Source organism: Pseudomonas sp. 1 R 17, from assembly GCF_900067035.1.
Taxonomy (GTDB): domain Bacteria; phylum Pseudomonadota; class Gammaproteobacteria; order Pseudomonadales; family Pseudomonadaceae; genus Aquipseudomonas; species Aquipseudomonas marginalis.
Genome location: NZ_FKLB01000069.1, coordinates 298,024 through 311,129 on the forward strand (window position 1 = coordinate 298,024; position 13,106 = coordinate 311,129).

At 61.2% G+C, this 13,106-nt stretch carries 11 protein-coding genes; 1 reads left to right on the top strand and 10 read right to left on the bottom strand.

The annotated features are described in order from the left end of the window. Positions 1-27: 27 nt before the first annotated feature. From tadA to lptF, 10 genes are all read right to left on the bottom strand, one after another. Complete coding sequence (gene tadA, locus BFP99_RS30310; protein ID WP_053133694.1) at positions 28-525, bottom strand: tRNA adenosine(34) deaminase TadA; 498 nt, start codon at positions 523-525, stop codon at positions 28-30. After that, a complete protein-coding gene (locus BFP99_RS30315; RefSeq protein WP_065949017.1) occupies positions 525-1,907 on the bottom strand; it encodes a multicopper oxidase family protein in 1,383 nt (460 codons plus the stop codon). The genes tadA and BFP99_RS30315 overlap by 1 nt, the downstream gene beginning before the upstream one ends. Before the next feature lie 103 nt (positions 1,908-2,010). Then, positions 2,011-2,754 (bottom strand): pyridoxine 5'-phosphate synthase, encoded by a 744-nt coding sequence (gene pdxJ, locus BFP99_RS30320; RefSeq protein WP_027604659.1) that lies wholly within the window; start codon positions 2,752-2,754, stop codon positions 2,011-2,013. A gap of 52 nt (positions 2,755-2,806) precedes the next feature. Continuing rightward, complete coding sequence (gene recO, locus BFP99_RS30325) at positions 2,807-3,496, bottom strand: DNA repair protein RecO (RefSeq protein WP_065926597.1); 690 nt, start codon at positions 3,494-3,496, stop codon at positions 2,807-2,809. Between the two features lie 998 nt (positions 3,497-4,494). Continuing rightward, positions 4,495-5,397: a GTPase Era gene (gene era, locus BFP99_RS30330; protein ID WP_027604661.1), complete on the bottom strand. Its 903-nt coding sequence runs from the start codon at positions 5,395-5,397 to the stop codon at positions 4,495-4,497. Further along, positions 5,390-6,079 (bottom strand): ribonuclease III, encoded by a 690-nt coding sequence (gene rnc, locus BFP99_RS30335; protein WP_027604662.1) that lies wholly within the window; start codon positions 6,077-6,079, stop codon positions 5,390-5,392. Before rnc ends, era begins: the two co-directional genes overlap by 8 nt. 147 nt (positions 6,080-6,226) lie before the next feature. Beyond that, positions 6,227-7,081: a signal peptidase I gene (gene lepB, locus BFP99_RS30340; RefSeq protein ID WP_027604663.1), complete on the bottom strand. Its 855-nt coding sequence runs from the start codon at positions 7,079-7,081 to the stop codon at positions 6,227-6,229. Between the two features lie 5 nt (positions 7,082-7,086). After that, positions 7,087-8,886, bottom strand: a complete 1,800-nt coding sequence (lepA, locus tag BFP99_RS30345) for a translation elongation factor 4 (RefSeq protein ID WP_027604664.1) — start codon at positions 8,884-8,886, stop codon at positions 7,087-7,089. Positions 8,887-9,037: 151 nt separating this feature from the next. Next, entirely contained in the window at positions 9,038-10,117 is a 1,080-nt protein-coding gene (gene lptG, locus BFP99_RS30350) for an LPS export ABC transporter permease LptG (RefSeq protein WP_065924180.1), read from the bottom strand. Continuing rightward, complete coding sequence (gene lptF, locus BFP99_RS30355) at positions 10,110-11,228, bottom strand: LPS export ABC transporter permease LptF (RefSeq protein WP_065924181.1); 1,119 nt, start codon at positions 11,226-11,228, stop codon at positions 10,110-10,112. The genes lptG and lptF overlap by 8 nt, the downstream gene beginning before the upstream one ends. Before the next feature lie 274 nt (positions 11,229-11,502). Here lptF and BFP99_RS30360 point away from each other — a divergent pair, with 274 nt between their 5' ends. Beyond that, positions 11,503-12,993: a leucyl aminopeptidase gene (locus tag BFP99_RS30360; protein WP_065924182.1), complete on the top strand. Its 1,491-nt coding sequence runs from the start codon at positions 11,503-11,505 to the stop codon at positions 12,991-12,993. Positions 12,994-13,106: the final 113 nt, after the last annotated feature.

Genomic DNA, 13,106 nt, shown 5'->3' on the forward strand with positions numbered 1-13,106 from the left:
AAGCTCCCTGAAAAAATGAAGTGTTCTTTAGAGCGGGGGCTTGGCTCGGCGGGCCTTGAAGAATTCGCTCAACACCGTGCCGCACTCCTCGGCCAGCACCCCGCCTTCAAACAACACCCGATGGTTAAGAAACCCTTGGGTAAAAAACTGCCCCTGGCTTTGCACGATCCCCGCTTTCGGCTCCAACGCGCCATACACCACCCGCGCGATGCGTGAATGCACGATCAGCCCGGCGCACATGCTGCACGGTTCCAGGGTCACGTACAGCGTACTGCCCGGCAGGCGGTAGTTGCTGACAGCCTGCGCAGCGGCGCGAATGGCGACCATTTCGGCATGGGCGCTGGGGTCATTGCCGCTGATCGGGCAGTTGAAGCCGCGACCGATGATTTCACCGTCCTGCACCAGCACCGCGCCCACCGGCACTTCGCCCAGCGCCGCGCCTTGGGCGGCAAGCGCCAGGGCTTCGCGCATGAAATCCTGATCGCGGCTGCGGTCGATAATCGCCGTGGGGCGAAACTGGCGCATCACGCCACCTCGATGGCGGCCATCAGGCCGGTTTCCATGTGGTCGATCACATGGCAATGGAACATCCACACCCCTGGGTTATCCGCCACCAAGGCCACTCGAGCACGTTCGTTCTTGCCCAGCAGGTAAGTGTCGGTGAAGTACGGGATCACCTTATGGCGGTTCGAGGCGATCACCTTGAAGCTCATGCCGTGCAGGTGGATCGGGTGCTGGTACTGGGTCATGTTCTTAAATTCGAAAATGTAGCTCTTGCCTTTTTCCAGCTTGGCAATCGGGCGGTCGGCGCAGGTCTTGTCGGTGATGTCCCAGGCCTGGCCGTTGATCTGCCACAGGCTCGGCGGCTTGCCATTATCGACATTCACCGACACTGAACCGACCCACTCGAAATTGAAGTTGAGTTTCTCCGCATTGGCCAGGTCCGGCTCGGCAATCGGGTTGGCGGGCAATGCCGGGGGCCATTCGGTCGGTGCATCGGCGTTGACGACTGAGCGGAAAGTGCCCAGGCGCACCGGGCCGTTACGGATCGACAGTTCTTCGCCCGCCGGCGGCGCCTTGATCGCCAGGCAGATACGCATGCCCGGACCCAGCCAGTATTCCTTGCCCAGCGGGCGCGGTTCGACAGGGTTGCCGTCCAGGGCGTAGATCTGCGCTTCGACGTCGGGGATGTTGATGCGATAGGTCAGGGTGTTGTCGAGGTTGAGCAGGCGCACACGGGTGATCTGCCCGGCAGGCAGGTCGATCACCGCCTGGGATACGCCATTGATCGTCGACAACCGCCCGGCCGTGCCCCCGCGCGCGGCCTCACGGGGAATGCTGAAGGCGACAAAGGCGCCCTCTTCGTCCACGTGCCAGCTCTTCAGGCTCAGGGTGCGCTCGTGCTTGAACCCTGTGGGTTCGCGTTCTTCGATGATCAGCGGGCCGACCAGGCCGCGGCCGAGTTCTTCGCTGCTGTTCACATGGGGGTGATACCAGTAGCTGCCGGCGTCGGGCACGCGGAATGTGTAGTCGAAGTATTCGCCGGGCAGCACCGGCAATTGCGAGACGTAGGGCACGCCGTCCATTTCCAGCGGCAGGCGGATCCCGTGCCAGTGGATGGTGGTGGCGACCGGCAGGTGGTTGATAAAGCGCACCCGCAGCCATTCACCCTGGCGCACGCGCAACTCGGTGCCCGGTGCCGAAGGGCCGAAGGCCCAGGCCTGGGTCTTGTGCCCCGGCACCAGTTCTACGTCGAGCGGCGCGGCGATCAGTTCGTAATCATGCCCCGCTTCGGCTTCGGCGACTTTCCCCAGCCAGTAGCGGTAGGCGCCACCGGCACCGACGCCCACTACGGCCAGGCCTGCAAGACCACCCAGGATTTGTCGACGGGAAAAGGATCGGGACACAACAACCTCACGTATCTGCCGCAGGCACAGGGCCTGCAAAGGGCAGATACGATACACCTGCATGTGCTAAACAGTAAGGCTTCGCATTGCCGCGGATCTGCGATCAGCGCTTGGCGGCCGCCAGGATCAGGGCTTTCATCTCGGCCACCGCGCCTTTGAAACCGACGAACAGCGCGTGGGCCACCAGCGCGTGGCCGATGTTCAGCTCGTTGATGCCCTTGATCGCGGCCACTGCTTCGACGTTGTGGTAGTGCAGGCCGTGGCCGGCGTTGACGATCAGGCCTTCATTGAGGCCGCAGTTCACACCGTCAATGATGCGCTGCAGTTCATCCGCCACTTCGGTCGGTGTGGTGGCGTCGGCGTAACGGCCGGTGTGCAGTTCGATGGCCGGCGCGCCGACACGGCGGGACGCTTCGATCTGACGCTCGTCGGCGTCGATGAACAGCGAGACTTCGCTGCCGATCTTCGACAGGCGCTCCACGGCGGCCTTGATCCGCGCTTCCTGGCCGGCCACGTCGAGGCCGCCTTCGGTGGTCAGTTCCTGGCGGGTTTCCGGGACCAGGCAGATGTGCGCCGGACGGATGCGCTCGGCGAAGGCCATCATTTCTTCGGTGACGCCCATCTCGAAGTTCATGCGGGTTTGCAGCACGTCCTTGAGCAGCAGCACATCGCGCTCCTGGATGTGGCGGCGGTCTTCGCGCAGGTGCACGGTGATGCCGTCGGCGCCCGCTTCTTCGGCGTCCAGCGCGGCCTTGACCGGGTCAGGGTAACGGGTGCCCCGGGCCTGGCGCAGGGTAGCGACGTGGTCGATGTTGACGCCAAGAAGAATGCGATTGCTGGTGGTCACGGAAGCGCTCCTGAAAAGGGGAAAGAAACGCTGCACAGCATACACGGGGATGTCAGGGCTTTCGAAACAACTCGCGACTGACCAGCGGCCGTCCACCCAAGTGCACGGCCAGCGCCTGGCGCATCAAGCGCTTGGCGGCGGACAAGGCGCCCGGTGCAGTCCAGTCGGCTTCACTCATGGCCAGCAGCTCGGTGCCCTGGAACAGCCCCGGTTGCAGCAGGTACACACGCTCCAGACCCGCATCCACCTGCAGGCGATACATGCCGTCGGCGGCGATGGGGTCGCCGTGCAGGTCGTTGTGCAGTTCGAAGCCGTAGCCCAGGTCGTCAAGCAGGCGCCATTCGAAGGCGCGCAACAGCGGCTCCAGGGGGCGGCCCTCGGCCAGGGCCAGCAAGGTGGCGGCATAGTGATCGAAGACCGCCGGGTGCGGGTCTTCGGCGGGCAACAGGCGGATCAGCAGTTCATTGAGGTAGAGGCCGCTGAACAGTGCATCGCCATTGAGCCAGGCGGACGTGCCGACGCTTTCCAGGCGGCCGACGTTTTTCAGCTCGCCCTTGCCGCGAAACTCCACGTCCAACGCCACGAAAGGTCGCGCCAATGTCCCCGCCTTGCCCCGCGCGCTGCGCAACACCGCGCGCAGGCGGCCTTGGGGCGTGAGGAAATCCACCAGCGCGCTGGTCTCGCGGTAGGCGCGGCTGTGCAGGACGTAGGCGAGTTGGCTGATGGGTTGGGATTGGGACATGGGTTCTCTATCTTGAAAACAACACAAACCTAATGTGGGAGGGGGCTTGCCCCCGATGGCAGTGTGTCAGTCATTTATTGGTTAACTGACCCACCGCTATCGGGGCATAAGTATCTACACAACTTTTTTCAGCGGCCTGTGGCGAGGGAGCTTGGGCCCGTGGCGGCCTTCGGGCCGACCATGTCGTTGGATTTGACCGAGTACATATCCGTTGCTGCGGTAACGGCCACTTAGGGTTACGCCCTTACGGCGTGTCACTTTTGTAAAGGCACAAAAGTAACCAAAAGGCCTTCGCCCCAACACTCGGCACCTCGCTTAGGCTCGGTGTGCCCGAACGCAGGCTTTGGAGCGTGGGCCGCCGCGATGGGCCATCCATGGCCCAGCGCGGCTAACCCGGCGTCCTGCCGGGTTACCCACACTCCAAAGCCTGCGTTCGGCCAGCGTGTTTGACGGGGCGATCCCAAATCAAAAACAAGACGAGGCGGCCTTAAAGCCGACCTGATCTTTGAAGCGTACGCGGTGTGGCTTCTACTTCCTTAACCGCTGACGAAGTCAGCCATCTTTTGATCTGCTCTGGCTCTGGCTTTTGATCTTGATCTCAGGCGCCCCGTTAACCACGCTGGCCGAACGCAGGCTTGAATCCGTGGGTAACCCGGCAGGACGCCGGGTTAGCCGTCCTGGGCCAGGGATGGCCCATGACGGCGGCCCACGGATTCAAGCCTGCGTTCGGGCATACCGAGCCTAGGCGAGATACCGAGTGGTGGGGCGAGAGCCTTTTGGTTACTTTTGGGCTCTTCCAAAAGTGACCCGCCGTAAGGGCGGAACCCTAAGTCGCCGTGACCGCAGCAACGGATATGTACTCCCCCAAACCCCAAAAAGCGGTCGGCCCGAAGGCCGCCACGGGCCCAAGCTCCCTCGCCACAGACCACGGAAAATTGTGTAGATATCCATGGCTATCGGGGGCAAGCCCCTCCCACATTTTTTGCCCTGCGGTGTCCTTACAGGTCGCCGTAGCCAAGGGAGCGTAACGCACGCTCATCATCGGACCAACCACCCTTAACCTTCACCCACAGGTTAAGCATGATCTTGGAATCGAACAGCAATTCCATGTCCTTGCGCGCTTCGGTGCCGATGCGTTTGATGCGCTCGCCCTTGTCGCCGATGATGATTTTCTTCTGGCCGTCACGTTCGACGAGGATCAGCGCATGGATATGCAGGGTCTTGCCCTGCTGCTTGAACTCTTCGATTTCAACGGTGATCTGGTACGGCAGCTCGGCGCCCATCTGGCGCATGATTTTCTCACGCACCAGTTCGGCGGCGAGGAAACGGCTGCTGCGGTCGGTGATCTGGTCTTCCGGGAAGAAGTGCTCGTTCTCCGGCAGGTAGCCGGCGATCACGCGCTCCAGGGCTTCGAGGTTGTGGCCGTGCTGGGCCGAGATCGGCATGATCTGGGCGTTCGGCAGTTGCTCCTGCAGCCAGCTCAGGTGCGGCATCAGCTCGGCTTTGTCTTCGATGCGGTCGGTCTTGTTCAACGCGACGATCAAAGGGCCGGTGACGTACTGCACACGCTCGAGAACCATCTGGTCTTCGTCGGTCCACTTGGTGCGGTCGACCACGAAGATCACCACGTCCACGTCTTTCAACGCCGCCGAGGCCGTCTTGTTCATGTAGCGATTAAGGGCTTTCTCGCCGCCCTTGTGCATGCCCGGGGTGTCGACGTAGACCGCTTGCACGCTGCCTTCGGTCTTGATGCCCAGCATGTTGTGGCGGGTGGTTTGCGGCTTGCGCGAGGTGATTGCAAGCTTCTGGCCGAGGATATGGTTCAGCAGCGTGGACTTGCCCACGTTCGGGCGGCCGACGATGGCAACATAGCCACAGCGTGTTGCGGTTGAATCAGTCATGGCCATTCTCCACGCCCAGGGCAATCAGTGCTGCAGCGGCCGCTACCTGTTCGGCAATGCGACGGCTCACACCCTGACCTCGGCTTTTTTCATTCAGTAAGGTGATTTCACATTCCACGAAGAACACGCGGCAATGGGGCTCACCCTGGATATCCACCACTTCGTAGCGTGGCAGGTCGCAACCGCGCGATTGCAGGAATTCCTGCAGTCGGGTCTTCGGATCCTTGTTGGTGTCGACCAGCGTGAGGCTTTCGATCTCGGAGGTCAGCCACGCGGTGACGCGCTCCTTGGCCGCTTCCATGCCTGCATCGAGGTAGATCGCGCCGATCAATGCCTCAAGCGCATCGGCCAGGATCGACTCACGGCGGAACCCGCCGCTCTTCAACTCACCGGAGCCGAGGCGCAGGTACTCACCCAGGCCAAAACCACGGGCCAGTACGGCCAGGGTCTCGCCCTTTACCAGGCGTGCGCGTAAACGCGACAGCTGGCCTTCACGGGCTTGGGGAAAGCGCTCGAACAGAGCTTCACCGGCGACGAAATTGAGGATGGCATCACCGAGGAATTCCAGGCGTTCGTTGTTACGCCCTGCAAAGCTGCGGTGTGTGAGGGCAAGGACCATCAATTCCTGATCCTTGAAGGTGTAGCCGAGCTGGCGCTCGAGACGACTTAGAGAAACGGTCACGGTTTACCCATATCTGTGTGGTGGCACCGGCGGCCATCGACGATTGACGCAGTGTTCAAATTCAAATCCTGGTTGGTATTGCACGGGGACGGGAAATGTCCAGGCCCCAGAAAAGCATTCGGCGCTGTGTGCACAGCGCCGCTTGTATTACTTGATCAGCCCGACCCGCGAGAAGTTCGGCAGGTGGCTGAGCTTGGGTTCCGGCCAGCTCATCCAGACCGCAAAGGCCTTGCCGACGATATTCTGGTCGGGAACCATGCCCAGCAGGTCCTTGGGAATGCTCGGGTCATCCCAGTAACGGCTGTCATTGGAGTTGTCGCGGTTGTCGCCCATCATGAAGTAGTGCCCGGCCGGCACTTTCCACTCACCATCAGGCATGGCACGGTAGCGGCTCATTTCCTTGCGGATTTCGTGCTCTACCGCACCGAGTTTTTCCTGGTACAGCTCGGCACTGCCCAGGCTGTTCGGTTCGGAACCGATCAGCTTCTCGGCCACCGACTCGCCGTTGATGAACAGGCGCTTGTCGCTGGTGTAGCGAATCACGTCGCCCGGCAGGCCTACCACACGCTTGATGTAGTTGACGTTCGGGTCGCTCGGGTAGCGGAACACCATCACGTCGCCGCGCTGCGGATCACCGACTTCGATGACCTTCTTGTCGATCACCGGCAGGCGAATCCCGTAGGAGAACTTGTTCACCAGGATGAAATCGCCCACGTCCAGGGTAGGTTTCATCGAGCCCGACGGGATCTGAAACGGTTCCACCAGGAACGAGCGCAGCACCAGCACGATGAACAACACCGGGAAGAACGACTTGCCGTATTCAACCAGCAAAGGCTCTTTGTTCAGCTTCTCGATCACCATGCCATCGGGCTGGCTGACGCTGCCCTGATAGGACGCGATAGCCGCCCGCCGACGCGGGGCGAAGAACACCAGATCGAGCAACGCCAGGAGACCGCAAACGGCAACGGCGATGACCAGCAACAGCGGGAAATTTAGCGACATAGGACCTAACTATCCAACCTGAGCACCGCAAGGAAGGCTTCTTGTGGAATTTCCACGTTGCCCACTTGCTTCATGCGTTTTTTACCGGCCTTTTGCTTCTCAAGCAGCTTGCGCTTACGGCTGACGTCGCCACCGTAGCATTTGGCCAGTACGTTCTTTCTGAGTGCCTTGACGGAGGTTCGCGCAATGATCTGCCCGCCAATGGCGGCCTGGATCGCGACGTCGAACATCTGGCGCGGAATCAGTTCTTTCATCTTCTCGGTCAACTGGCGACCTTTGTAGTGCGCGTTGTCCTTGTGCACGATCAGTGCCAGGGCATCGACCTTGTCGCCGTTGATCAGCACATCCAGTTTCACCAGATTAGCCGATTGGTAACGGTCGAAATGGTAATCCAGCGAAGCATAGCCGCGACTGGTGGATTTGAGACGGTCAAAGAAGTCCAGGACCACTTCGTTCATCGGCAAATCGTAGGTCACTTGCACCTGGGTACCGAGGAACAGCATGTCGTGCTGCACGCCACGCTTTTCGATACACAGGGTAATGACGTTGCCCAGGTGTTCCTGCGGCACAAGGATATTGGCCCGCACGATCGGCTCGCGCATGTCTTCGATGGAAGACAGGTCTGGGAGCTTGGACGGGTTGTCGACGTAAATCGTTTCACCGTTTTTGAGCAGCAGCTCGAAAATAACCGTCGGCGCCGTGGTGATCAGGTCCAGGTCGTACTCGCGCTCAAGGCGCTCCTGGATGATTTCCATGTGCAGCATGCCGAGGAAGCCGCAGCGGAAGCCGAAGCCCAGGGCGTCGGAGCTTTCCGGGGTGTACTGCAACGACGAGTCGTTGAGGGTCAGCTTTTGCAGGGCTTCGCGGAAGTCTTCGAAGTCGTCGGAGCTGACCGGGAACAGGCCGGCGTAGACCTGCGGCTGGATGCGTTTGAAGCCCGGCAGCACGTCGACGTCAGGGGTGGAGCTCAAGGTCAGGGTGTCACCCACCGGCGCACCATGAATGTCCTTGATGCCGGCGATGATGAAACCTACTTCACCGGCTTTCAGATCAGTGGTCGCGGTGTGCTTGGGGTTGAATACACCGACGCTGTCCACCAGGTGGATCTTGCCGGTGGACTTGACCAGGATCTTGTCGCCCTTCTTCACACGGCCGTGGCGCACGCGTACCAGGGAGACAACCCCCAGGTAGTTGTCGAACCAGGAGTCGATGATCAACGCCTGCAGCGGATCTTCGTAGTTGCCGGTGGGAGCCGGGATAGTCTTGACCAGGCGCTCGAGCACTTCGTCGACGCCCAGGCCGGTCTTGGCGCTGCACTCGACGGCGTCGGTGGCGTCAATGCCGATGATTTTTTCGATTTCTTCTTTTACGCGGTCCGGATCGGCCTGTGGCAGGTCGATCTTGTTCAGCACCGGCATGACTTCCAGGCCTTGCTCGATGGCGGTGTAGCAGTTGGCCACGGACTGGGCTTCAACACCCTGTCCCGCGTCCACCACCAGCAGCGCACCTTCGCAGGCCGCCAGGGAGCGGCTGACTTCATAGGTGAAGTCCACGTGGCCCGGGGTGTCAATGAAGTTCAACTGGTACTTGATACCGTCTTTGGCGGTGTAGTACAGGGTAACGCTGTGGGCCTTGATGGTGATCCCGCGCTCGCGTTCGAGGTCCATGGAGTCCAGCACCTGGGCTTCCATTTCACGCTCGGCAAGGCCGCCGCACATCTGGATGAATCGATCGGCCAGCGTCGACTTACCATGGTCAATGTGGGCGATGATGGAGAAATTGCGGATATGACTCAAATCACTCACGGATCAACACTCAAAAAGGCTGCAGGCAGATTGCCCGCTGAAAAATAGCCGGGAATTGTACCTGATGCTCAGGCCGGGCGTCATCTTTGCTGACCAGAACAAAAATGCCCCACTCATCCGAGCGGGGCATTTTTTATCCAACGGTGCGGTATCAGCCGGCCCGGCGCAGCAGCCAGAACCCGGCCAGGGCGCAGATGGCCGTCGGCACCAGCACTGCAAACAGCGGCGAGAACCCGAACACCAGGCTCGACGGGCCGAGCAGATCCTGGGCGATGCGGAAGGTGAAACCGACCAGCACGCCAGTGAATACCCGCTGGCCGAGGGTCACGGAGCGCAACGGACCGAAGATGAACGAGATCGCCATCAGCACCAGTGCGGCGGTCACCACCGGCTGCAACACCTTGACCCAAAATGCCAGCCAGTAACGACCGTTATTCAAGCCTTGATCCTTCAGGTAGTGGATATAGCCCCACAACCCGGAGATCGGCAGGCTTTCGGGGATCATCACCACCGTATTGAGCAGTTCCGGCTTGAGGGCGATATCCCACTCTTCACTCGGCACATTGATCACTTCGGTGCTGGCCTTGGTGCCTTGGCCGACATTGCGGAAGTAAGTCGTGGTGACGTCGGTCAGTTGCCATTTTTCGTCGCCGTACTGCGCGCGTTTGGCGAAACTGGACGACAGCATGTGACGTTCCTTGTCGAACGTATAGCGCGTCACACCGATCAACAGCCCGCCCGGTTGCACGGCGTTGATGTGGATGAACTCATCACCCTGGCGGTGCCACAGGCCATGCTTGGCGCTTTGTGCATCGCCCGAGCCCTGGGCCAGGGCTCGATTGGCCTGGGCGGTGGTTTCGGCCGGCGGCGCTACGTACTCACCGATCAGCACGCTGCACAGCATCAGCAGCAACATAGGCTTCATGACCGCCCAGACGATACGCCCGATGGACACACCGGCGGCGCGCATGATGGTCAGTTCGCTGTTGCTGGCCAGGCTGCCCAGGCCGATCAGGCAACCGATCAGCGCGGCCATCGGCATCATGTCGTAGAGACGACGCGGCGCGGTGAGTGCCACGTAGCCGAGCACGTCCCATACGGTATAGGTGTCGCTGACGTTGCCGACTTCATCGATGAAGGCGAACAACGAGGCCAGGCCCAGGATAATGCCCAGTACCGCCAGGATGGCGATCAGGACGCTGCTACCAATGTAGCGATCGAGCTTAGCCACGAGCCAACTCCTTCTGGCCACGACGGCTCATCATTTTCAAACGAATAGGCTCCCAATACAGCAGCCCCAGGCCGATCAACAGGAACATGCCGTGCACCCACCACAGGCCCAGGACCGGCGACAGCTTGCCTTTCTCCAGGGAGCCACGGGCGGAAATCAGGATGGTGAGGTAAGCCATGTACAGCAGGATCGCCGGCAACAGCTTGAGGAAACGGCCCTGGCGCGGGTTGACGCGCGACAGCGGCACGGCCATCAGGGTCACGATAAACACCAGCAGCGGCAGGGAAATCCGCCATTGCAGCTCGGCGATGGAGCGCAGTTCCTTGCTGCCGAGCAGGTCCGCCGTGGGGATGGCGTCGCGGTCGGTGACTTCGTCGCTGATATCCGGGCGGGCCAGCATCACGCCATAGGTGTCGTACTTGATCGCGCGATAGTCGGCCATGCCTGGACTGCCATCGTAGCGATAGCCATTTTCCAGGATCAGGTAGCGGCTGCCGTCAGGACGCACTTCCTGGCGGCCCGAATCGGCCACCAGTACGGAAATGCCCCGGTCTTTCTTGTCCTGGCCAAACCGTTTCTCGGAGATGAACACACCGCCCAGGTTGGCGCGGTCGTCGGTCAAGGTTTCCGTGTAAGTCACCCGCGAGCCGTCATTGAGTGCCTGGAAACGGCCCGGCTCGAGGGTGTCGAACTCGGTCATCGCGTCCTGTTTGTTCAGCACCAACTGGAACTGCATCGCGCCCTGGGGAGCCAGGCTCAGGCTCAACCAGGCCACGATCAGCGCAACGCCGGCCGCCGGAATCATGGTCATGCCCAGCAGGCGCTGCTGGCTCATGCCGGTGGCCGAGAGCACGGTCATTTCACTTTCAAGGTACAAGCGGCCGTAGGCCAGCAGGATGCCGAGGAACAGGCCCAGCGGCAGGATCAGTTGCAAGAATCCCGGCAGGCGAAAGCCCATGATCAGGAACAGCGAGCCTGGGTCCAGGGCGCCGGAGGCAGCCTGGGCCAGGTATTTGACGAAACGACCACTCATGATGATGACCAGCAGGACCGCACTCACGGCACTCAGGGTCAACAGGACTTCGCGGGACAGATAACGGAAGACGATCAAACCAGACACTCCAGGGTTGTCAGGCTAAGGCGGCCAAACAAGCAAGCATACCGAGTCAGCCCGTTTGCACCGGGCCGGCTAAAAAGATGGCGCATTATCCTGTGATTGACCGCGCCTGTCACTGCGCAACCTCATGCGCAGGCACAAAGGGTTGTCAGGCTCCGTCGGCGAGGTTCAAACTGCGGCCTTTGTCGCTGGTGGTTTACACAGCCGCCACGCTTTAAAGCCTGCGTACAGACGCCAGGCTCTCAGACCTTATATAAGGGACCCGAAAATGGAATTGGTTGTAAAAAGCGTTAGCCCCGAAACGTTGAAAACCGCCACCCTCGTGGTCGCCATCGGCGAAGGCCGCAAGCTCGGCGTAGCCGCCAGGCAGCTCGACGAACTCAGCGGCGGCGCGATCAGCGCGGTTCTCAAGCGCGGCGACCTGGCCGGCAAAGTCGGCCAGAGCCTGCTGCTGCAAAGCCTGCCTAACCTGAAAGCCGACCGCGTATTGCTGGTGGGCGTGGGCAAGGACGCTGAACTGGGCGACCGTCCGTTCCGCAAGATCATCAGCGGCATCCTCAACACCCTCAAGGGCCTGGGCGGCAGCGATGCGGCACTGGCACTCGATGAAATCGTCGTAAAAGGCCGTGACAGCTACGGCAAGACCCGCCTGCTGGCCGAAACCCTGGTGGACGGCGGCTACATTTTTGATCAGTTCAAGAGCCAGAAAACCGAACCCCGCGCCCTGAAGAAAATCACCCTGCTGACCATCAAGGCCGCCCAGGCTGAAGTCGAGCGCGCCGTGACTCACGCCCAGGCCATCGCCAATGGCATGTCGTTCACCCGCGACCTGGGCAACCTGCCGCCGAACATCTGCCACCCGACCTACCTGGGCGAACAGGCCAAGGCATTGGGTAAAGAGTTCAAGGGCCTGAAAGTCGAAGTCCTGGATGAGAAGAAGATCAAGGAACTGGGCATGGGCTCGTTCTATGCCGTGGGCCAGGGCAGCGACCAACCGCCACGCCTGATCGTGATGCAATACAACGGCGGCAAGAAGTCCGAGAAGCCTTACGCCCTGGTGGGTAAAGGCATCACCTTCGACACCGGCGGCATCAGCCTCAAGCCGGGCCTGGGCATGGACGAGATGAAGTACGACATGGGCGGCGCCGCCAGCGTGTTCGGTACCCTGCGCGCCGTGCTGGAACTGAAGCTGCCGATCAACCTGGTGTGCATTCTGGCCTGCGCCGAAAACATGCCGAGCGGCGGCGCGGCCCGTCCGGGCGACATCGTCACCACCCTCAGCGGCCAGACCGTGGAAATCCTCAACACCGACGCCGAAGGCCGCCTGGTGCTGTGCGATGCCCTGACCTACGCCGAGCGCTTCAAGCCACAGGCCGTGATCGACATCGCCACCCTGACCGGCGCCTGCATCGTTGCCCTGGGTTCCCACACCTCGGGCCTGCTGGGCAATAACGACGAGTTGATCGAGCAGCTGCTCAGCGCCGGCAAGGCCGCCGACGACCGCGCCTGGCAACTGCCGCTGTTCGATGAGTACCAGGAACAGCTGGACAGCCCGTTCGCCGACATCGCCAACATCGGCGGCCCGAAAGCCGGCACCATCACGGCTGCGTGTTTCCTGTCGCGCTTCGCCAAGAACTTCAACTGGGCGCACCTGGACATCGCCGGCACGGCCTGGACCAGCGGCGGCAAGGACAAGGGCGCCACCGGCCGTCCGGTGCCATTGCTGACCCAATACCTGCTGGACCGCGCCAAAGCCTAAACACCTGCCCAACTGCCTGCCGCGGTCAACTGTAGGAGCGAGCTTGCTCGCGAAGAGCGTCAACGATAACGCGTTCATCTTGGATGAACGCATTGTTCTCAGGTTCTTCGCGA